General features: G+C 37.2%; 25 protein-coding genes. 6 read left to right on the forward strand and 19 right to left on the reverse strand.

The features are described 5' to 3' along the window. Nucleotides 1-17: 17 nt before the first annotated feature. From DVK85_RS01475 to DVK85_RS01515, 9 genes are all read right to left on the reverse strand, one after another. A complete protein-coding gene (locus DVK85_RS01475) occupies nucleotides 18-287 on the reverse strand; it encodes a helix-turn-helix domain-containing protein (RefSeq protein ID WP_114676735.1) in 270 nt (89 codons plus the stop codon). A gap of 31 nt (nucleotides 288-318) precedes the next feature. Continuing rightward, nucleotides 319-786, reverse strand: a complete 468-nt coding sequence (locus tag DVK85_RS01480; protein WP_114676736.1) for a hypothetical protein — start codon at nucleotides 784-786, stop codon at nucleotides 319-321. 26 nt (nucleotides 787-812) lie between these two features. Continuing rightward, nucleotides 813-1,217, reverse strand: a complete 405-nt coding sequence (locus DVK85_RS01485; RefSeq protein WP_114676737.1) for a hypothetical protein — start codon at nucleotides 1,215-1,217, stop codon at nucleotides 813-815. Beyond that, nucleotides 1,153-3,477 (reverse strand): AAA family ATPase, encoded by a 2,325-nt coding sequence (locus DVK85_RS01490; RefSeq protein ID WP_114676738.1) that lies wholly within the window; start codon nucleotides 3,475-3,477, stop codon nucleotides 1,153-1,155. Before DVK85_RS01490 ends, DVK85_RS01485 begins: the two co-directional genes overlap by 65 nt. After that, the gene (locus tag DVK85_RS01495) at nucleotides 3,444-3,932 is read right to left on the reverse strand and encodes a relaxase domain-containing protein (protein WP_114676739.1); all 489 of its coding nucleotides are present in this window, start codon (nucleotides 3,930-3,932) and stop codon (nucleotides 3,444-3,446) included. The genes DVK85_RS01490 and DVK85_RS01495 overlap by 34 nt, the downstream gene beginning before the upstream one ends. Before the next feature lie 69 nt (nucleotides 3,933-4,001). Then, nucleotides 4,002-4,721, reverse strand: coding sequence for a hypothetical protein (locus DVK85_RS01500; protein ID WP_114676740.1), 720 nt, complete (start codon nucleotides 4,719-4,721; stop codon nucleotides 4,002-4,004). A gap of 42 nt (nucleotides 4,722-4,763) precedes the next feature. Further along, nucleotides 4,764-5,957, reverse strand: coding sequence for a hypothetical protein (locus DVK85_RS01505; protein WP_114676741.1), 1,194 nt, complete (start codon nucleotides 5,955-5,957; stop codon nucleotides 4,764-4,766). Nucleotides 5,958-5,965: 8 nt separating this feature from the next. After that, on the reverse strand, nucleotides 5,966-6,271 hold the full coding sequence (locus DVK85_RS01510; protein ID WP_114676742.1) for a hypothetical protein: 306 nt from the start codon (nucleotides 6,269-6,271) through the stop codon (nucleotides 5,966-5,968). 7 nt (nucleotides 6,272-6,278) lie between these two features. Next, nucleotides 6,279-6,605, reverse strand: coding sequence for a hypothetical protein (locus DVK85_RS01515; protein ID WP_127960533.1), 327 nt, complete (start codon nucleotides 6,603-6,605; stop codon nucleotides 6,279-6,281). 213 nt (nucleotides 6,606-6,818) lie between these two features. On the opposite strand from DVK85_RS01515, the gene DVK85_RS01520 reads away from it, so the two are divergent. Both DVK85_RS01520 and DVK85_RS01530 read left to right on the forward strand, forming a co-directional pair. Beyond that, nucleotides 6,819-9,254 carry an ankyrin repeat domain-containing protein gene (locus DVK85_RS01520; protein WP_114676744.1) on the forward strand — a complete coding sequence of 812 codons (2,436 nt, stop codon included), beginning with the start codon at nucleotides 6,819-6,821 and terminating at the stop codon, nucleotides 9,252-9,254. Between the two features lie 859 nt (nucleotides 9,255-10,113). Further along, complete coding sequence (locus DVK85_RS01530; protein ID WP_114676746.1) at nucleotides 10,114-11,307, forward strand: tyrosine-type recombinase/integrase; 1,194 nt, start codon at nucleotides 10,114-10,116, stop codon at nucleotides 11,305-11,307. A 5-nt stretch (nucleotides 11,308-11,312) separates the two neighbouring features. Here DVK85_RS01530 and DVK85_RS13700 read toward each other — a convergent pair whose 3' ends face one another. The 9 genes from DVK85_RS13700 to DVK85_RS01575 all read right to left on the reverse strand — a co-directional run bounded on the left by DVK85_RS13700 (nucleotide 11,313) and on the right by DVK85_RS01575 (nucleotide 16,095). Continuing rightward, a complete protein-coding gene (locus DVK85_RS13700; protein WP_114676747.1) occupies nucleotides 11,313-11,507 on the reverse strand; it encodes a helix-turn-helix transcriptional regulator in 195 nt (64 codons plus the stop codon). Between the two features lie 351 nt (nucleotides 11,508-11,858). Further along, nucleotides 11,859-12,209: a type II toxin-antitoxin system RelE/ParE family toxin gene (locus tag DVK85_RS01540; protein WP_114676748.1), complete on the reverse strand. Its 351-nt coding sequence runs from the start codon at nucleotides 12,207-12,209 to the stop codon at nucleotides 11,859-11,861. Beyond that, on the reverse strand, nucleotides 12,210-12,473 hold the full coding sequence (locus DVK85_RS01545) for a ribbon-helix-helix domain-containing protein (protein ID WP_114676749.1): 264 nt from the start codon (nucleotides 12,471-12,473) through the stop codon (nucleotides 12,210-12,212). Between the two features lie 240 nt (nucleotides 12,474-12,713). After that, complete coding sequence (locus DVK85_RS01550) at nucleotides 12,714-13,265, reverse strand: N-6 DNA methylase (protein WP_114676750.1); 552 nt, start codon at nucleotides 13,263-13,265, stop codon at nucleotides 12,714-12,716. Beyond that, nucleotides 13,258-14,163, reverse strand: a complete 906-nt coding sequence (locus DVK85_RS01555; RefSeq protein WP_114676751.1) for an ArdC family protein — start codon at nucleotides 14,161-14,163, stop codon at nucleotides 13,258-13,260. Before DVK85_RS01555 ends, DVK85_RS01550 begins: the two co-directional genes overlap by 8 nt. Nucleotides 14,164-14,229: 66 nt before the next feature. Continuing rightward, a complete protein-coding gene (locus DVK85_RS01560) occupies nucleotides 14,230-14,499 on the reverse strand; it encodes a hypothetical protein (RefSeq protein WP_127960534.1) in 270 nt (89 codons plus the stop codon). Nucleotides 14,500-14,822: 323 nt separating this feature from the next. Further along, nucleotides 14,823-15,290: a JAB domain-containing protein gene (locus DVK85_RS01565; RefSeq protein ID WP_114676753.1), complete on the reverse strand. Its 468-nt coding sequence runs from the start codon at nucleotides 15,288-15,290 to the stop codon at nucleotides 14,823-14,825. Between the two features lie 3 nt (nucleotides 15,291-15,293). Beyond that, nucleotides 15,294-15,728 carry a DUF7222 domain-containing protein gene (locus DVK85_RS01570; protein ID WP_114676754.1) on the reverse strand — a complete coding sequence of 145 codons (435 nt, stop codon included), beginning with the start codon at nucleotides 15,726-15,728 and terminating at the stop codon, nucleotides 15,294-15,296. A 52-nt stretch (nucleotides 15,729-15,780) separates the two neighbouring features. Continuing rightward, nucleotides 15,781-16,095 (reverse strand): hypothetical protein, encoded by a 315-nt coding sequence (locus DVK85_RS01575; RefSeq protein WP_114676755.1) that lies wholly within the window; start codon nucleotides 16,093-16,095, stop codon nucleotides 15,781-15,783. A gap of 289 nt (nucleotides 16,096-16,384) precedes the next feature. Between DVK85_RS01575 and DVK85_RS01580 the strand changes: the two genes are divergently transcribed. Continuing rightward, entirely contained in the window at nucleotides 16,385-17,140 is a 756-nt protein-coding gene (locus DVK85_RS01580; RefSeq protein WP_114676756.1) for a hypothetical protein, read from the forward strand. On the opposite strand, the gene DVK85_RS01585 is transcribed toward DVK85_RS01580, so the two are convergent. Next, nucleotides 17,123-17,569, reverse strand: a complete 447-nt coding sequence (locus DVK85_RS01585; protein WP_127960535.1) for a hypothetical protein — start codon at nucleotides 17,567-17,569, stop codon at nucleotides 17,123-17,125. The two genes, DVK85_RS01580 and DVK85_RS01585, sit on opposite strands and share 18 nt — an antisense overlap. Before the next feature lie 575 nt (nucleotides 17,570-18,144). On the opposite strand from DVK85_RS01585, the gene DVK85_RS01590 reads away from it, so the two are divergent. From DVK85_RS01590 to DVK85_RS01600, 3 genes are all read left to right on the forward strand, one after another. Then, complete coding sequence (locus tag DVK85_RS01590; RefSeq protein ID WP_114676758.1) at nucleotides 18,145-18,723, forward strand: tyrosine-type recombinase/integrase; 579 nt, start codon at nucleotides 18,145-18,147, stop codon at nucleotides 18,721-18,723. A 16-nt stretch (nucleotides 18,724-18,739) separates the two neighbouring features. Next, entirely contained in the window at nucleotides 18,740-18,949 is a 210-nt protein-coding gene (locus DVK85_RS01595) for a hypothetical protein (RefSeq protein WP_114676759.1), read from the forward strand. Between the two features lie 148 nt (nucleotides 18,950-19,097). After that, complete coding sequence (locus DVK85_RS01600; protein WP_114676760.1) at nucleotides 19,098-20,045, forward strand: hypothetical protein; 948 nt, start codon at nucleotides 19,098-19,100, stop codon at nucleotides 20,043-20,045. Nucleotides 20,046-21,661 lie beyond the last annotated feature (1,616 nt).

Raw genomic sequence — 21,661 nt, forward strand, 5'->3', positions numbered from 1 at the left:
AAAGATGAATAAAAATGTTAAAATGTTTCTTGGGCGTGTTGTTGTAGAAAGTCCTCAACCGAGCTGGCATCGTAGAGTATGACTTTGCGACTGATTTGCGTGAAACGAATCTTTCCTTCGTCACGGTACTTTTGTAAGGTGGTCTTTGAGGTAATATTTAATGCTTTCAGGGTTTCAGGGGTAGTGAGCCACGTTTTTTTCTGCTGCGCATTATTTTCTTCTACGTGTTTGATTACCCGTTCAAACAACTCAAAAAAAGCTTCTTCATCTATCATTATTATTTTCATAAGCGTAAGTTTAAATGGTGAAATAGTATTACTATCTAGGAATGTCTTTTTGTATGTCCTTATTAAAATCGCGTTTTATAGTAACAGGGGCATTAAAATACGGACTCAGCCTGTTAGCCTTGTGCAGTTGTCTCGTAGGGGTTACAGGAGCTATAGACACATTCGTATTGATAGCCTCCTTATTCAACCAACGGGATAAATTATGTCCCCTGTTGTAAACGGCTTTAGCCTGCGCTAGAAGTTTGCTGCGATTGTCATGGTCTTCCTGTTCCCGTTGGTAAGCAATCGTTTCATAGGAAGCATGTGGTAATCCCGTACGTACCCCTTGCGCATAATAAAGATCCCCTTGGGTTCTGTTATGTTGGGTGGCTTGCTGTCGGTTCTCATACGATTTTTGCAGCTTTTGAATGTCGAAATACTGCCGTTCATTACCCATACGGCTGTATAATGAGATACGCTCCTTTACGTGTCGTTCTGATAAAGATTTTCCATCTTCCATAGCTCCTTTTTTTTAGAGGTTATACGTTAGAGCACAGTGCTGACACTTTCTCCTTCAATCGTAATTTCCTGAATAAAAGTTTCGGCAGTGCCATCGGGTTTTACGCTAGCTTTAGCCCAAATCAATTGTTCTGTATTAATATACTCGCGAATGGGATCGAGATTGTAACCCGAAATGCGGATTAATAGCTCGTACGCCTTTAAAAACAGTAAACCACTGTCCTTTTGAATACAGACAGGCAACAAGGCATACGAAAAGCTATACCGACAGCCATTGCTTTGTATCAGTTCCATCCGCTTTACCACTTGCCCTTCCTCCGCAATGGCATAACAAAGCGTACCCGTATCTGTACTTCCATCAGTGGACTTAGTGTCGGGTGCGTTGTGAAAAGCCTTTTGTAAGGGTGGATTGCTTTTGAATAGTTTTTGCATGGGTTTTTGGTTCTCGGGTTAATGCTTTGTACTGTTCTCGTTGTTGTCGGCTTATAAAATCCCGATGCTGTTGCTTTTCAAGCTCACGGGCGGTTTTCCGTTCCCCCGTTCTGGCAATCGCCCTTTTCAAGGCTTGTTTATTATCCGTAACCAGTTGTACTTTGGATTTCCCACGAGAGACCGCTACATACAAAGTCTGTTGATTGACGGCTCCCAAGGAGGCTTCACTCATGCTGATATACACATCTTTGACCGTAGCTCCTTGTGCGCCGTGGCTCGTAGACACATAATTGTGCGCAATATGGTAGCAATCCTTAGCTAAGGTTTTTCCATTTTCTAATAGAATATCTCCTGACTTGGAAAAGCCCTTAATTTTTTGTGCCGTTCCATTATTAATTTTCGTCCCTTCCATCGATTTTAAGTTCAGCGTGGGTTTGACCAAATCTCCTTTATTCAATTCAATAGCTGACTTTTGAAACACACTGTATGGTTTCGGGTTTTGGTAGGGCAGGGAAAGTATTTGCCCTATTTGAAGGTCTTTGACCGTAATCTCGGTTTCCTTTTGCCCCTTTTGAGTAGCAGCCTTGGACGGCATAACTTCATAGTGTTGCCCCGCTTGAAACCCGCCTTTGGTGTTGCGGATGAATCGGATGTATTGTACCGACTGATAATTACTCGGATCTTTTTTCTGACTTTCGGTAAAGGATATATTCTTTAATTGTTCAAAAACTTTAGACTTTCCCTGCAATGTTCCTTGGGCTTTAAGCTTTTTCCGAACTACTTCCGAGAGTTGCTCCTTTTCTGCATTAGTAGGACTAACAATAAGAGCTGTTCTTTTGGTATTGAGGGATTGGATGTATTGCTCCGCTAAGAATTCCATCCTTTTATCCTGTTCCGGAATTTCTACAACGGCTTTCATCTTTTGATCCAGTACCTGAAACCCCTGTAAGGTCTTTCCCCTTGCGATAAAATCCACCGCTTCTTTATACTCCGGTACTTCTCTTTGCCGCATGTTTTGTTGGAGGTGTACCGTTTTGATTTGCGCTTGTTGTTGCAGAATACGCAAGCCATCCCCAAATTCCCCGGGACTGTTGTGCTGGCGAATATTGCCGCTAAGTACCAGACGTGCCTTTTTCTGCTGAACAATATCTAATAGCTTTGATAGTGTCGGTACCCCTGATAAGCTGGCTTCATCCACACACAAGACCTGATGGCGTATACTTTCCTGTAATTGCGGCTGGATCAGGAATGAAGCAATGGTATTTGCCGATTGAAAACCTTCCTTACGCAAGACATCCACCGCTTTAGAAGAAGGGGCGATAACCACCATTTTTTTGTGTACCGCTTTTAACCCATCAGATAATTCTTGCAGCATGGTCGTTTTTCCGGCACCTGCCTTTCCTTCCAAAGCGATCACCCCGTCATGGGTAGTCAGGATTTCCTTTACCGCATTTTTCTGGTCGCTATTGAGAAAATCACGTTTCGGGATATAATCAGCATGTAAGGCAGGGAATTTGCCTTTAAGGGAAACCGCCTTGTCAATCAGGGCATTTTCATGCCGTACCATTTCTTGGGTGGTAATGAGTGACACCTCGTTTTCGGTAGCTTTTAAAATGTTGCTCCTGCGGTTTAATTCCGCTTCAAAGTCTTTGGGGGCATAGCCACTGCCAAAACAAAGTTGCATAGCGTGTCCTAGTATTTTCTTCTCTTCCGCTACGGATTGTCTTTCTAAAAAATGGGCTAAGCTTCGATCTATTGCATTTTCAAGGGACAGAACAGGAGCCTCTTTCAGCGTTTTACTACTTTTAAGCTGTTGTAGGGCTTTTAATTCTTCACTACTCAGTAGTGTTTTCCAGACCTCCAACAATTCTTTTTCAGGAACCGACTTACTTTTGGAGAGGCGGGTTTTAGCGCCAAGTTGCGCCTTTACTTTGGTATTTGTAATCCCTTTTTCTTTGCTGATTTTTTCAATGGTTTGGGTACGTTCCGAAAAGCGTTTAATGAGTTCCCGGGATACCACCCCTTTGATTTCCCATGCGTCGGGGGTACGTTCGATAGCATACCCCAATTTGACCAATTTATTCGTAAGCTGTGTATGAAAATAGGCTTGTAAATACGGAGCTGACTTAAAAATTAGATACGGATCCAGAGCTAAGAATTTTTGACGGTTGGGACTGTAGGTAACCGAAAACAGAAAATTATGAATGTGTTGTAAGGGTTGTCCGGCTAACACTTTCTTCCCTTGGTAGGTATGTTCCACAGGGCGCCCGATGGTATGGTGAAAGGATGCCCATATAGCATTCCCTGTTTTTTCAAAAAACGGTTTTTTTGGGTGTTGTTTTGCGCAAGAATTAGCCTTTCCGCTTCCAACATCATTTCCTGATTGGCTTCTAAAAGTGCCTTTTCCAGTTCAGGGTCATTCGTTAAAGCCGTCATGATGCTAAAACTTTTAGGCGGCAACACTGTAATATCCCAGCCTACACGTCTGTTGGCTACGTTCAAGGGCGTGAGTTTGTCTTTGGTAATGGGGTGTCTGTTATGTGCCAAATCCCTATAATTATCCGTAGTGACTTCATACAAGCCCATTTGCTGTGCTGCTTTACCATGGTAATAGGCTGGAATATTTTCTTGGTAATATTCGCCTTGTCGTTGCAAAGAAGACTTATGGTAGCTTATTGCTGCCTGTGGATTGGATGAAGTCGTAATACGGATCATAATCAGTCGGTTTAATTAAACGATTAGTGTTAGAAAGGTGTTTTTGATATGCTAAATCACATGGTGGTTTTAAAAATGGGTTTGTGATGAAAGGTGCTGTCGGTTTGCCTCATCGAGCAATTGCTGAAGGGCTTCGCTCAGGGTTGCCATTCCCAGAAATACCGCTCCGTAGGTATCGTTACACTGCAACCACAATAACAGCGCAATACCAATGAAGAGTAATGGCTCTAAGACACCACAAATAAAGTATTCGTTGACTTTCATATGTTTCGAGAGCCATAAGACAATGTAACTATTGCCCCGTTTACTCCTACTTGAATTGCCTTTTCCTAGCCAAATCAGTAGTAAGTGAATTAATCCACTGAGGAAGACAAAACCGCCATAAACCAATAAAAATGGGGACTGAATATCGATACACACAAACGCGTACCAATCCTCTTTGGATCGTCCTAACAGCAGGAACGGCGTAATAACTATCGATAGTGGTTTTAAGTAGTCAGGGATATGGGTACTGTTATAGCCCAGTATAGTACTGGTTGCTGCCAATAGGACTAATAATCCCATGGTTTGAGACCCTGCACGATAGTGTATCGGCGACCAATAGATAAAAGCATATAAGGCCTTGTTAAAACGAAAATAATAGATGAAACATAGCCGTATAATCTTCCCGTAGTCTTTGGTTACAAAACAGTGCCATACAGATCTTTGCGTCATTCCATATACAATAGCCAAATCTGAAAATTTAGCTGTTTTTCTTGCTGAAATAGTGCGTGTAGATTCAGGTGTCATACCTCTATAATTTTAAATGAAACATTAGGGGAAAAAGCACTGCTATAAAGCAGTGCGTATTTGTACAGAAGAAGCGCCACACTCGGTAAGGAAGAATTTTTCCCAAAAGCGGTATTGGTATAACAAAAAATCGTTATTCATCGGGTTGATGATTACAATGTCTACCCCTTTTAAATTCGGGTATGGACTATCCTTTTTAAATGAGGCTATTATCCGATCATACTCTTTTAATAAAGCCTTTGGATTGTTTATATAGGCAGGAGTAGCGGTATTGAACACACTCGAGCTTTCAGCCATGTCACTAAACAGCAGCAATCGTTTTTTACTGGCTGTACTACTATAAAGTTTACTTAGGTAAACGATGGTGCGGTATAGGTTCGTTTCACGCTCGTCACAAGGCTGCGCTGCTAAGGCATCAATATTGGCTTTCGCTTTGGCTAGAAACCATCCCAATGCTTTTTTTCGCTCTGAAATACTACCACCTCCTAAAAATGAAGACTGGGCTTTTGGTAGCGATGCTGTTTTTACGTTGGCAATGCGCCCCTCTCCGCAAGTGCTCGTGCGGAGTACTACGCCTTTTTTAGTGTCCTGTTGTAAGTTAAAACCTCTGATAAGTTTCACAAATAGTGTTTTGGCATCCAGTTGGCAATTGTTACTCAAACTGGTGTCATTGATTAAAAATGTTTCGTCTAAATTCTGTGCATTTACAGCATTAGAGGCTAGTAATAGACCTATTGCTAATAGAATAGCTTTACGATTAAAAAAAGTTTTTACTTTCATGATAGTACGATTTAAAAATGATTTTTGGTTATAGGTTTGTTGGATAGTAGCTTTGATTTGCTTCTCGGTATTCGCTAGTTGTGCCAATTGATAGTTGTAAAAAGTGACTTCCTTAGCCAATTTTAGTTCTTGCTCGTAGATAACCTTTTCACAAGCTTCCATTTGTTTATGGACGGCAGCTTCGGCTAATGCCGTAGGTGTCCTAAAGGCTCTGTCAAAACGCCCTTGTAATAGGGTTAACTGCCCCATGAGGTTTCTTAAAAAATCGGTTTGTAGGTATTGAAAACCTGACTTCGGATTTTTACGTTCGTAATCAGAGTAGTATAAAAAGCTCGCAAATGTGGCGATTGCATATAATAGACAAGTAAGCCCTGTGGCGATTTGATGGCGGTGAGAGGGTGTTTCCGGTACAATAGCACCTTCATTCAAGATAGCAGCCAGTGGATCATTTGCCATTTCTAGGGTTAATTCGTGTTGCCTACATAGATGAAAGCCATCAAGCCTATACCAAATAGAATAGCTATTACGGAAAGAATGTATTGCTTTTTGGCTAATAATTTTGCGGTTACTTTTGGAAGCAATGAGATGATGAAGGCAAAAACGGCTGCAATTGGTACACCTAGCTCAGGCATATCCAGTACGTTAACATAAATGGGTTTGGATAGGCTAAAGTCGATGACGAATAGCGCAAGGGTTAGTAAGAACAAAACCTTTTTACTTATTATAAAGTTTTTAAGCAGGTTTACATTAGTGGTTTTAAAAAGTTTCATATATAAATTATTTAAATGTTATTGCATTTTTTAGTTCTTCGATCTTGCCTTTTATTTTGTCTAATGGAGTTTTTAAAAGGTCTATTTTGGTAAACACACTCTCAGGAAGTTTTGCATTTTCTGCCTCTACATACTGGTCGAAATTCGCTGTCAATACTGTTAACTTCTGAGTTTGCTCTTCAAGAATTTGCTGTTCTTGTTCTTTAATAAGGCTATGTTCCAACTCAATGTATAATCGGGCTGCCTGTAGCTCATGTAAAAGTTGTTGTACCGTTTCTTGCTGAGAAATTTTACCTCTTTTATTTTGTCGGGCTATTTTTTTCCACTTCTTCATAAAAGCGTATCGTTCTAATTTGAAGTAGTCGTGATCGATTTTCAAATTTCTGCGTGTGTTGATTTTTTCCTTCATAATATTTTGTTTATTTTTAGACGTTTAATATTTGTTGAAGCAAATATCAGCCATGCTTCTCATAAAAAATTCGCCAATTATTCGAATGACTTTCGAATAATGTTCGCCAAAAAAATCATGACGTATTTTAATTCATAGATGATGGATCTTAAAGAATATTGGAAGCAAATAAATTTGCAATTAGAAGATGAATTTTATGGGTTACCTAGTACTTGGAAACGAAAAACTATTGATGAGTTTCTTTTAAAATTTGAAAAAGAAGTAAAAGAAATAATAGCTGGAGATGAATATTTGATTACGATGTGTAGTAGGGTTAAGACAAAAGAAACTAATCATTGGAAATGTGTAGATAGTACAACTTTTGAGAAAATTTTCAGAACAGGAAGTACATCTGGTAAGCAAAGTGCTAATTCATTTGCTATTTATTTAGGGTATGAGTCCGCCGAAGCTTTTATGAAAGGAGATAAGAGCTATTTTATCCAAAAAAAATTAAAAAAAAGTCATAATATTTATACTGGGTTAAACCAAGACGGATTTATTAACGAATTTAATCTTAAAGTAAATAAACATAACTCTAACCTTCAGGATTTATTAAAAACTATCGAGAAGAATTTAGAATACTTAAAAGATAATTTAGAATTTGATGATGTAAGATATTTCTATGAAATTGGTGATTATAATAATGCGTTAGATATCTTAAAAAAGAAGAATTTAGGGATAAGAGCACAAGAGAACTCGTCTATACAGCATAGAAATAAGAATGAGGAAGAAGAAGTAATTGAAACATATATTCTTATAGCTAACCTCGAATTAGTTAATGGAAATATAGAAAAAGCAACTGAAACTATTAAGGAGGCATATAGCTATTATTCCGAAAATTTTGAATTGGCATGTGTTTATGGATATCTACTTTTTATAAATGAAAAAAAAACAGAGGTATATGAAATACTAATAAATTTTGCAAAAAAAAGTAATAGTTTACATCATAAAATTATAATTTATAATGAATTAATCGAGTATTGTTCTTTTTTTAATATGCAAAGTCAAGTAGATGAATTATTAAAAACTATTGATAATTACTTGATTGTTTTAGAAACAGATAACTTCTCTAATAATTTTGAAACCATTACCCTAATTAATGCCTCTTTAAGTATATATTATTTTTCTATAAATAATACTGAGAAAATGACACATTATTTTAAGAAGGTTGTAAGTCGTATTCAGTTTATAGACAATTTTCAGTTTTATAATTTAGAACATTTAATAGTTATTTCAATGCTAAATTATTCAGAGTTTTGTTTAAAAAGTGGGTCAATTCAACATTCAAAAAATCTCATTGACTTAATTAAAGAGGAATTTATCACTAATTTAGATGATAAATATTTTTCAATTTCCGTAAGAACTGAAGTTATAAGTATTTTGATCGATACTTATAAAAATGACTTCTCTATTGCAGAAAAAAAGCTATTTAATTTGATTGATCTAATGCAATCAAAAAAAGATCCCTTGAATTATCAAGATAACTTCAGAGTTTTTCTTTTATTCAATGATCTTAGATTAAGTTTCATTTTTTTTAACATAAAATTTCATTTTTCCGAGGATGACCTCCTAACTCGCGGTACTCGTCCTTATACCATGCATTTTGATTCTGAAACTAATTTAGAACTTAATGAATTAAAGACTTACTTAAAGTTGAGCAAAATATTAATTGAGGTTAATAATTTTAGTGAAGCAGCAAATTTTCTTAGAAGTTGTATAAAATTATTAGATATATTAGAGGAAACCACTAACATAAATTTATCAAATGAAACAATTGCTATAACATCTGCCTTAGCTTTTTGCTATGAAAAATTAAACTATGGAGAGCCCGTAGTTAACGAAATTGCGCTAAAATCTATTTCTTTGATTAAAGAACTACAAAGTTCTGGAAGTATGATACAAGATATTTTACAGCTAATAGAATCTCTTCAATATTTGATGTCTGTAAAATATGTTCAAAAAAGATTTGAGTTATTACTTTATTTGGCTGATATAGGACTTAACAGCTTAAGCATGATAACTGATAAAAACACTCACTTTTACTACGTTTATTTTTTAACAACAGCCTTTTTCAAACTAGGTGAATTTAAAAAAATAATGAATGTTTTTCCAAGCACTGAGGGTAGAAATTTAATTATTGATTTTATTAATGAGATATCTCCTATTTTAGAGCAATACAAATACACAGTTGGTAGCGATTCTTATGTAATGAATTTAAATAATTTAATCAATGAAATTGAGGAACTTACTTCTGAAGAAATTGAAGTAAGTGAAAGTCTACTTATAGCATGTGAGAAGGACTATGTAGATTTAGCAGAATCTGCGTGCAAAGCAGGTGCTTTTATCAATGTTAAATCAGAAGACGGCTCTACTCCACTTCATTTTGCTGTCAGGAATGCAAATACGGAATTAATTGAGATATTATTGAAATATAATGCTGACATAAATATTAAAAATAATGAGGGGAAAAGTGCATTAGATTTAGCCCTTTTTGATAATAACCCAGATGTCTTGAAAAGTTTAAATATTCAGTAAATCTCATTAAGCTTTTAAGCTGTATTGATTGTTTGTGAAATTAAAAACTAGGCTTTTGAAAATCACTTTCACACCAATTGATATACACCTGATCTAATATGTTCAAGTCGTTCAATTCCATTTCATAATCCTCATTATAAAGTTTTGTGTGTCGTTGATAGTCAATTATCGATCTCCAATAAGCTCTAAGAGTATTTACATACTCAATTTCACCATGACACGGTCTAACAATAGTTTTAGTTTTTGCTATATTTTGCTCATAAAGGTCATTAAGCTCGTCTCCACTAATAAAACAGTTTCGAGAGAGTTGATCCAACTTAAACGTTAGCGTCATTGAAGCTAAATCACCATTATGACTACTGTAAATATTATATCCTTCTACTCCGGTTCTATATTTAGTTTCACAAGTTAAGTCACCTATTTCAAATGATAATTTATCAACGTGATGGAAGTAGTTTCTTAGTTTTTGCGATAACAATGGCTTGCTCCTTATTTTCTAAAGTTGGGGAATGTTATTTTATTCTGGGCTTTATGTCAATTTTTTTCTTCAAAATTAGGTTCACACAATATAGGTACGTCCAACCTAATCCAAGCTGATTTCAGGTATATTTTCGGGTATTAAATTTTTTACACATTTTTTTTCTGAACAAAATCAAATACATAGTAAAAATAACCGAATCCCTGCGCGATCACCACTTCCCTTATCCCACATCATCCTATATAATCCAAAACTATAGCATTTCTGCGGCTTTTCGGTAGTTATTCATTCCGATACCGTCCAGAGCAACCTAACTAAATCCAACGCTTTTTCGGGTACATTTTCAGGTATCCCGTTTGCTTGGAAAGGAGATACCCGAAAATGAAGCTAACTGACTTAAAATTAAAGAATTTAAAACCCCGTAATAAAAGCTACAAGGAGCGGGATGGAAAAGGGCTTTATCTCTTTGTAATGAAGTCCGGTGGCCAAAGTTGGCGTTATGACTATAAATTGAAGGTCTATGTAGATAAATATAAGAATGGGACATATGTTTATGGGCTATATCCCCAGATGAGCCTGCAAGAAGCTCGTGAGGCACATCTGAGTACAAAAGCACTGGTTTCAAAAGGCATAGACCCCAACAAGCACAAAAAGGAGCAAGAACGCTTGTCCTTCTTAAATAAGCCTATTAGTTTTGAAGAAATCGCAAGGGAATGGTTGGAAAAGAAAAAATTGGAGGTAAATTCCGAGACGTTAGAAGGTATTCGTATGCGTTTAGAAAAATACATCTTCCCACAAATTGGCAATGTAGCACTATGTCAACTTTCAACGAGCGATTTCTTAACCCTGCTTAAACATATCGAAAAACGAGGTACTTATGAATTGCTTCGCAGGTCAAGACAGTATTGCGGTCAGATTTTGAGATATGCCGTTGCACATGGAAAAATCGAGCGGGACTTTACGGCTGATATTCGCGAGGCTTTTGCTGTTCGAAAAGTTAAACACCAACCTGCCTTAAGACCTCATGAAATCCCTGAATTTCTAAAAGCCTTAGAAAATAATGATGTACGTTTATACGCTCAGACACGTTTAGCCCTTAAAATGCTTATGTTGACCTTTGTTCGCCCCATTGAATTAGCATCAGCAGAATGGTCTGAGATTGATTTTACGGACAAGCGATGGATTATTCCTGCGGAAAAAATGAAGATGAAACGAGATCATATTGTACCATTGGCAAATCAAACACTTGAGCTTTTAGAGAACATGAGAGTGACAACGGGTAATGGTAGGTATGTTTTTGTAAAGCAAAGGAAGCTCAAAGAACATATGAGCAGGGATACTTTGTCCAAAGCGGTGAGAGCTTTAGGGTTTCAGGGTAGGCATACTGCTCACGGCTTTAGAGCACTCGCACGGACAGCTATTAGGGAAAAGTTGAATTGGGACAGTGAAGTTATTGAGCGGCAACTTGCGCATGTTCCTAGTAATAATCTGGGTAGCACCTATGATAGGGCGCAATTCATAGAACAACGGACATTAATGATGCAAGACTGGGCAGATTATTTAGATGAATGTTAGGAGTACTATTCTTGATATTCATCTAATAAGGAACGAATATCTTCTGCCTTCCATGCTGTGATTTTTGGACTCAATTTTACGGGCTTAGGGTATCGTCCACTTTTAACCCCCGCCCACCATGTTGATTTGCTCACCGGGTATATTTTTAAGATGTGGGATAGTCGTACAAAACCGATTTCGGGTACGGTATTATGCTGCATTTTATTACTCCTTCATTATGGTTTGGTGGTGATTGACAAAGACATCATTCAGGTGCATTGAACCAACCCTAATTCAGGGGATTGATCTCCCCTGACGTGATGTCTGATAGAAATTATTGAATTTTCGGTATGGGTATGAACTGCTATTATAGGTTCATTTTTTGATGCGAAATTTACCTAAAGTCTGATTGTAAGGCGATTTGTATTGCTCTATTGCTCTACCTACAGCAACCCTCTTAAAAACACCGAAGCGTTCTAAGAATTTTGATAGTTTATATGTATGGGATAAGTGAGATAGTAACGGTACGTACAAGAGTTTTTCACGTTACCGATGCATTGTTTTTTGGAAGTTTAATTTTTCAATCGTTTGTATAGTGTTTCCGCTTCTTGTTCCAGAGAAGGTTCATACTTCTTTAGGTTTTCCAACAAGTTCATAGCACTGTGCAAAACGGTTAAAACAATAATGACATCACCGATGGTTTCACAGATGAGCCAATGCTTTTGATGCCTGAAACATTGAAAACGAGACGAAATAGTAGGATTGTAGGTAAGGAGCTTTGGGTTATCCTGTAGTAACAATAAAACGTTTTGTAATCCATTAATATATTCATCGGCAACGTGTTCACCCCATTGCTCAATGGAGTAGTCATAAATGGCTACTAAATCAAAGTTTGCCCTGCGGGTTAATTTGATATGCGCCATTTAAGAATTGGATGCTTTAAAGGATTTGATATCTTCTAAAAGATTACCTGAAAAATCAGTCATGTTACCGGCAATAGCATCTTGATAGCCTTCTAAAATTGAATTTCTAATTTTAGCAGCTTCTTGCCTGTCTCTTGCATGACGAATTAAGTCCCGTACATATTCGCTTGGTGTGGAATACATCGTACCCTCTCCCGTTTGATTGGTAATGAACTGTTTCATTTCCTCTGTTAAAGGAATATTTAAAGATGAATTTCGTGCCATGCTATTAACGCTTTTGTTATACTTCAAAGATACAACATTATTCAAATATCGTCAATATTTGTTTTTATAGCACTGAAAAAAACTAAAACAAAGTAAACTGTTGTCCGTTGTCAGGCATTGTATCTTTCTTATTCGATGGTTCTTTCAGCCAGATAGACGATTGTTCCTTTTCAATAGGCACAATACCAAGCCCATTCAAATTTATCTGCCAACCCCCATACCATTCATTCGATAAGCTATTCATCCAAGCCACCTCCCCCGTAAACCATTTAGGAAAAAGTTAAGCGTAGCCATATGCGCACAAGTCTGATCATTATCCGCACCAAAAAATAAATTATCAGGACTGTTTTTGGCCGCCGCTAAAAGCATACGTCCAGAACCACAAGCAGGATCAAAAACCCTAGCCCCTTTTTTATTCTTATCCCCATGAGTTATCGCTGCCATAAACTCACAAACAGGATCAGGCGTAAAAAACTGTCCATTTTGTCCACGAGTGATGTGCAACGTAAAATAATCACCCAAAATATCCGAATACGGATTTTTTAATACATTGAGTTGTAATACCCCTAAAGCTTTGGCGAGTTCCGTCAATTCTTCTTTATTGTAAGGTTTGATTATTTCAAAATACAAAGCCTCGTTGGCTTCATCCTTTTCCGTTAATCGACTTTGAATATTTACCCTGTGAAAAGAACAAATACCCATTGTCAATACGTCATTAAACACTTTAGCCAAACCCTGTTTACGCCCTACTGCTTCCAGATGTTTCGAAAATGCTTTAACAAGATCAGTCATGTTGCATCTCACTTTGACAGCCCTCTAAATAGGCTACCGCTTTAGCCGCTTGTGCGGAGGCTCTGAATAGTACTGTTTTGTCATTTTTAAGCGCTTTTAACCAACTTTTGATATACAAAGCATGATGTATGGGCTGTGTTTGCTTGGTGTTAAAATGCGCGCATAAAAAAGCGGCTCCCAGTTCTGCAATCAATTCTTCATACGCATAATTCTGAATGTACTTTGTATTCGGGTTGTCTTTACGATCCAACCGTTTTTTATGCCCCGTCCAATGCGTCAATTCATGAAGCAATGTTCCGTAATAGTTCTCCGTAGTACTAGCCTGTTTAGTGTCTACAAACAAAGACGGTTTTGGCATATTGATATAATCATCACTGGGATTATAAAACGCTTCATTGGCAACCGCTCGAATGTCTGCCTTAGTATTCTTGCAAAATGCCTCAATAAGGTTATGCCGTGTAACCTTGTCAATTTCCGGAACTTTTGCTTGTTGGGTAGTATCTTCATAGCCTTCTACTTGAGTTGCATTAAAAACCGTATACTGCTTGAGCATGGGAATTTTCAATGCTTCTGTCTTTCCATCATCTTCTTTTCCGTCAACAGTCAATGTCTTGTAAAAAATGATGCGAGCGCCTTTTTCTCCTTTTTTTACTTTTGCGCCAACTTTCTGCCATTGGCGATAGCTCGCCCATTGGTTGGACGTTAATCCTCTGGATTTTTGGTTGAACCAAAGTGCCAGAATATTAACCCCATGGTATTGATTTTGCGTAATCGGATTTTCAGGAATACCCAAAGCCGCTAAACTGGCAAAAGGAGGTTCATAGTCATTTTCATCGACTTGATCTAAAAGCTGAATGATAGTATCGGTAATCTCTTGTTGAATGTCTGTACGGGTCATAGTGACTCCCTCATTTATGGAAAAAAAAGACAGGGGATTATTCCCCTGTCTTGGTGTTGAATTGTTTTAGTCGTCATAAGTGATTTCAAAGGCACGCGTTACAATGCGACCGTCAACATCCGGTAAAACAGGGATTACGCTGTCTGACCAAGAAATATAATGGACACCTTTTTCACTTGTCTTTTTCCAGCCCACAGCAAGTTCAATCGTTTTGGTTTCTTTGGTGCTTTGTCCATTTCTGCCTGTTTTGAAGTATGCCTTTTCCTGAACCAGTCTCCAGTTGGGACGGTTTTCATTGTTGATGTTAGTGTTGGTGTTTTGTGTAGTGTTAGTCATGATCGTTTCCTTTCTTTTTAAAATGACCATTAGGGAATTGTCCCTGCGCATGAACCCTTGCCAAGCGGCGAGCGTCACGAATTAAAACCGCAACGTGTTGGGGTTTAGTGACCTCGTTTGAAATCGGGAATTTTTCAATGCACCGAAATGCTAGGGAATCACGGCAGCTTTGCTGTCGATGATGACGTTGTGTTTCGCAAGTGTTGAAAAACAGCAGCGCGTTCTTGATTTTAAAATAAGCTGGTTAAGGGGTTTCTTGCTTCAGGAGGAAGTAAGATGGAGTTGTTCGCTTTGCGAACTCAATAGTAAATAGCAATATATACTTAATTGAATGCTACAAAATCCGCTTCGTTAAGTGAGCAATACCCATCGTCGGTCACGATTATGTGATCCCGTAAGGGGATATCAATAATTTTTCCGGCTTCTCTGACTTTTTCAGTTAAAGCAATATCCTGCGTACTGGGTTTTAGCGAACCGCTGGGGTGATTGTGCGCAATGATTACACTATGGGCTTTGGACAATAATGCTGTCGCAAATAAAATCTTTAAATCTACAATGGTACAATCTGTTCCACCTTTGGATAGCGTAGAAATAGTGTTTACTCTCATTTGACTGTCCAAAGAAATCAATTTGAATTCCTCTATAAGATTGATGGTGTTGTTATCCCAATCCTTCCTTAAAATTTGATACGCCGCTTCGGGTGTGTCGGATTTAGGTTTGTCTTCGGGTTTTATCTTGGTTGTATTCCTGGATATCAGTTGTACATGTTGAATACATTTTTGTTTCGTCATATTTTAAACTCCTTCTTCAATATTCAGCGTAAAGGCTAACTCCAATGCTGTTTGCTCAAAGGCAAACCAAGCCAGAGCTGTTTTTAGGTCATAGGCTACTTCACAGAGTAAAGCGGTAGATTGTTTCAGGTATTTCAACCGAAGCTGTTCAATCTCCTCATAATAGGTTTCGAAGAAATGATGGGTTGGGGGATACTGATTAAGTGCGGATACCATTCCTGAAATACAGCCCAATGTTCTCAAATCATGAAAAAAGGCTGCTACTACCTCCCGTTTCATTGCTTCTTTGGCAACAAAAGCACCAATAGTATTGGGATTGTTTTTTATGATAAGATGTAAAGCGTTTCGTAAGTGTTTTTCGGTCATAAGACCTCCTTTGTAGATCGTTGAATAGAATGGAGCTGCATCATCATTTTTGGGTGTGATGATTTGCCCCATTCAAAGTGGGTTAAAAAAGTTGAGGATTGCAAAGAAAAGTAGTGCCGAGGAATTAGCAGAATTGTTGAATGGTCTGTGAAGCCATTACAATAAGATCAATGATAAGTGGTTTTTCACCGCGAAGCAGTTGTTGTAAAAACGTATCGGTATATACTGAAACAGCCCTGCTTATAGGGATCAGATTGTCCGTTTTTGATAATTGCTGAATGGTCTCAAAGATCTGAGCTGCCTCGGAACATAGTGTATACATATTCTCCTCACAGACTAAAGCAGCGTCTTTTTCAAATACGGCTAATAACTCAGCGTTGTTAAGCATTTCAGTAGCAATTTTGTTTCTGATTTCAGCATAATAAATAGGTTTGGGCATGATAATTTTTCCTTTCTTATAGGGTAATGATTGGGATTGAAAATTTGATGGTTATGACTAATTGGGGTCTGTAAAGCACTACTTATGGATAGTCAAGAAAATAGGAATATATATTCATACTGCAGTATGCAACCTAAGATTGTACATAGGTTTTTACAGCGGTATTGCAACAGCAAAAAAGACTGAGGTTTACATTTCTTGTTAAGGTTATGTTCATCTATCGGTTGTATACTGAAAGCTAAAGGATAGAGGTTGTACGAGTAAACAAGGACGATGTGGGGTAACTGAAATGAGAACGGACAAAACAACGTTAGGAGCTGCGGAAGAAAACTTCTTTGACCTCAATGACAGTCCTACGATGCGCTCTGAAAAAGTCTATGGGGAGAGCCATATGAAATTGGACGGTGTCATGGAAACACCGAGAGACCGCCGTGAAGAGGCTGCGCAGGAGAAGAAAAAGAATAACGTCTATAAAGAATTATACGAACAGTTTTACAGGGATTTGCTATTTCAAATTGATGTGAAATTGGAAGCTGTGCAGTTGGAGATGGAGCAAAACCGTAAGGAATGGGAAACACGTGCCAACCGACTGGATGCTATTGATGATGTGTTGGAACCAGTCAAAGATGGTAAACCACTGGATAAAGAAAAAGCACAGCATATTATCAACAGTACAGGGAGGTATATTGCACCGGATGCAGACAACGCAGCGTATTACAACCTTCTTGTGGCTATTAAAACGGAGGATCTGGAACAGATTGAAGTGTTGGACAGGGATTTCAGGAAGTTAGAACAACAGGAACAGCAGTATAAAATGATGCAGCAGCAAGCGCAGGATATTGCGAATGATACTAGCTTGGATAGTCATCAAAAATTGGCTGCCTATGAAAATCTTAATAATGAAATGAGTAAAGCTGATCTCATCATTGTATCAAGAGATACAGAAAACCAAGAGCAAAAATCAGATGCTGAAGTGGTTGCTAAGCATGATTTTGAAAATCAAAGAAGTGACTTAACTTACGATGTTTCAAGGCTGAACTTCTGATGGGTGCTTTGGGAAGACTCTCCTGTAATCACGTACAGCTTCTGGAAGTAAAGCAATAAACTCATCAAAAGTAAAAATGCCATGTTGCCTGCCTTTTATGAAATAAGCAAAGGCAGCCCCTTTGTCATCGTTTAACACTTCAATAAAATATTTATGCGGTATGCCTTTCTCCGTAAGTTTCTTGGATAAGGCTTCTTTAAAAATATAAAACGCTTTTTCATTTACGGTGTCGCGCATAATGGTGATGCCTAATACCGGATAGTTTTCGGTGTACTCGGAAGCCTCAAATTGAATACTTTTCCGATCTCTTAATGCTTGAATTTCTTTATCGCTTAACGCTGTGATGCTTCTGGGTTTTTCCTGTGCCTGTGCGGTAAACACACTTGCAGTCATAAAACTGAACAGAAGGATACTTTTGTGAATGTTCATAATGCCTCCGTTGGTTTTAAATTTGTAAGGATTTTGAATAAAAGGGGACAGACAGTCCTTTATGGGGGGGGGGGTGCTGTTTGTGGTGTCTTAACAATGTTTTGAAATCACGTTTAGGAATTACATTGCTTGGCAATAATGATAAGAAGAATGATAACGCCAATAATGCCGCCCCACGGGTTATTGTCTTTTTTCTTTCGGTAGATTTCGCCTACTTTTTCGTATTTCGCCATAATTTTTAGTTTTAAGGATAGTCTTGAAAATGATGTAACGCGACAACTGCGGTTGTCATCACTCAGCACGCTGACGCTGCGTTATGTAACGCTTATAAGCGGTCACAGCGCTTGTTTTTGAAAGGGGTGTAAAGCCCGGTGCTGAATATGTCCGAAAATTAGATATATTGTGCCATGAGGGTTATTTTTCTTCCGGTTTGAGGGGTAATACAGGTTGCTTTTTTAAGCTGAATCGGGTATTATTTCTCTAAATCCCTAAAAATCATGTTTTTTACTTGCATAACTGTCCGATAATATCTAATAATCGGACCGTTATTAGGGGAGAGAAACGATAAAGGTCGGATGATGTATAAGGTGGTGGTGTCATTACACAATGATAAAGGACAGCGAAAGTATTTAAACCAAGAGGAACGGTTACGGTTCTTTGAAGTGACACAACAATACGATACTTCCAAACGATTATTCTGCCAGTTGTTATTCTATACCGGAGCACGTATTGCGGAGGTACACAACCTGAAAACGGACAGTATTGATTTGGCGAATGGTACGGTAGTACTGGAAACGCTTAAAAAGCGGAAACGGGGTATTTATAGGGAAATTCCTTTACCGGAGCCATTATTAAATGATTTACAGGGGTATGTTGGTGTTTTGGGTGCTCAGGGGAAACAGGGACATTGTTTATGGACTTTTTCGTTGCGTACGGGTTCCCGATTGATAAAAGCATCGATGAAAAAGGCGGGTATAAGCGGGGTCAGAAGTTGTGCGCGAGGGCTTCGGCATGGGTTTGCGGTACATGCGGTGAATAAGGTACCGCTTACGATGGTAAAGAAATGGCTGGGGCATGCTTCGCTGACCACTACGGCTATTTATCTGGATATTTTTGGAGAAGAAGAGCGGGAAATTGCGAAAAGGATTTGGTAGAAGGGAGAAGGTAACTATGAAGCCTAAGTATGAGCAACTGCATGAAATGGAGGAGGATCTTATTCAGCTACAGGGGTTGCTGAAAGCGTTGCAATTGCTTTTACCAGATGGGGCTGCACATGATTGTGTGTTGAATGCGTTGGAAAAAAGGTTAGCTTTATTACAACAGCATTTTTATGAGTATTGGGAGGGGGTGGCGGTTGAGGGGAAAGAAGAAAGTTCTTGATGGTTTTGTCATTTTGACAATTTAAATAAGTTCTGATTCATTAGATTTAAATACTTAAAAAACACCTATTAATAGGGACTTTTTAAGTATTCAAAATTAGTAGTTTTACATAGAAATTTATATCTAACTAACTAAATTTAAAACAATTATGAAAGCATGCAGAACAGCTAAAATTGAAGAAGTAGTTAATGATGCTTCAGCCGCAATCGAACAAGTTAAAAAACTTGAAAATCAAATTAAGTCAGAGGAGAATATCAGAAAACAAGAATTTCTCAAAAGAATTGATGAGTATTTAAGTCTCGCTGGCGTAAATGATGAAAGGTTTATACAAGAGAATACTTATATAAAAGTAGAATATGCGAGTGAGTTTAGTTTAGATAAAATTGTTGAAGTAGTAAAAGGTGCTTTACAAGCCGCAGCTGATTCAGCAGTAGCTACAAACCCTACTGCATTGTTAAGTTCTGATGCAGCAGATTCTTATTCAGAAGTAGTTGTGTCGATAGGAGAAGCAGCAAAATCATCTTCATCAACAGCAGCTATTGGTAGTTTTTCTGCAACCAGATTAGCACCAGGCATAATAGCATTTGTTTACACAACTTCAGTAACAATCGAAGAAATTCAAACTTTTGGAACTGAAGCTATAACTGCGACTGCACTGCATTATGCATTAATTGAAAGTAATCAAGATTTTGCTCAAACCAAACATATTGAAACTATTCAATGTACTATCAAAGCTGCTCTAAAAGCTTATAAGGACTTTATTACTTTACAAGCTTTATTGGTCGACCGTCTTACTAAAGGTGAATTGACATTGGAAGAGTATATCGAATTGGATAGTAAATATGCTGAAACAGCTAAAAAACTAAGAGAAAGAGTGCAAGCTGCAATAGATGATGTTGAAAAACCTGAAATTACAAAAAATTCTTATAATTTAGATTGGCTGAATAATGATTTGAATAAATCAATACTTAATGAGCGTTCTTTAACAAATAGAATGCTTGTTGAGTCATCATTAAATTTGCTAACTAGTTATGGTAAAAAATACCAACCTGTAATTGATCTTAATACAGAGCGTCTAAAAACTAATTTTTATTAAAGTTTCAAAAATATGTCTTCAGAGAGAGAAAAAAGGTTCGAAACAATTCAGCCTGGAATAAGTATTTCCAGTAAGTATAGTACCAATGGAACCCTTGGTTTGATTGTTTTTGACAATACAAATAATAAACCATGTATTTTAAGTAATTGGCATGTACTCGCAAAGAGTAGTTTTTTACCTAGAACCTCATTCAGAGTTGGAAAGCCAATTTTTCAGCCTGGCAGATTATTTCAAGGTAAGCGAAACTCTAATATTGTAGCTAGGCTAACCCCCGACACGACAGGCATACCGATTCAGCTATTGCAGAAATTGTAAGCCGTGAATTTACATTAAAACAATATGAATCTAATGTTTTAATAACAAAAGCTCGACTGCCACAAGAAGGAGATATAGTTGAAAAATCGGGAACAAGAACTGGAGTAACTAGAGGAAAAATTGTAGAGATAAATGGGGATCGAATTCATATTAAGCCGATAGAAGAAGGAAATCCAAATAATCAAGAAATTAGTGATGGAGGTGATTCGGGTTGTTTATGGTATGATCCAAATACAATGGAAGGACTAGTCCTCCATAATTCAGGGGAAACCGACGCCAATCCTAATAGTGAATTTGCAAAAGGATATTCATTAATTGCAGTGATGGAGAGATTAAATTTTTCATTAACCAAAACTAATTGATACCAACGAAATGTATTACAGAAATTGACAACTGACATAAATTATAAGAATGAATTTATATAAAAGTTCAACCACTAAAACCCATCTTGCCCAATGAGAGGTGAATAGATGCTTTTAAGGTTTTTACTTCGAAGACAATTTCACTAGAAATAGGCAGAAGAGGGTTTCGAAAAGTGCAAGAGCTCTGATAAAGTCGATAAAACAATTGAGGCAAATATAAGCTCTATATATAATTGAAGATTGTGGAAACTATGAGAATTGTAAATAAAATTCTATTGAGTTTATAAAGCATCCATTTACAAATGTCAAGATTTTTTTTGAATAAGGTCAAATTAGTTTAAAATGAACCATTTAAGGTCAAATTTTTAGAACGTATTTTCCGACGTAAAAAATAAAACCCTTTGATAACTTATTTGTTTTCAAAGGGTTATTTAAATTAAAGTGGTACCTCCAGCCACCCTCAATTAAGGCGGATTTCTATCAAATAACCAGAGAAATGAAGTAACTAAAAAGCTCTTCATAAGGCTGTAGAAAATGAATTTCTTGAAGCTGAGACAGAAATCTATCTTAATGGAATGACTAGATTTGTAACAAGATATTATATCAAACTCCAAAGGCTTGAAAGACCAACATTTTAAAAGAAGAGTTTAGATTCAACTCTTTTATACCAGCACTTCATAATCAGCTTATCAAAACCACTTATTTCCGAATTTCTATAAACTCCTAGGAGAGTATATGTATTTTGTTTTTAAAATATTCTACACTTCAATAAGTACCGACTCATTTTTTCGCAAAATGAAATTAGTTTTAATACTTTTTTTATCTAAAAGTATTAGTCCAAGATGTATATCATATCTATGCTGAAAAAAGACCTTAACACAGGTAAGAATACTAACAATATTTCTTTTCTAGAAAAGATAGAATACTTTTATAGAGAAT

Origin of the sequence: Flavobacterium arcticum (genome assembly GCF_003344925.1) — a bacterium.
Taxonomy (GTDB): Bacteria; Bacteroidota; Bacteroidia; order Flavobacteriales; family Flavobacteriaceae; genus Flavobacterium; species Flavobacterium arcticum.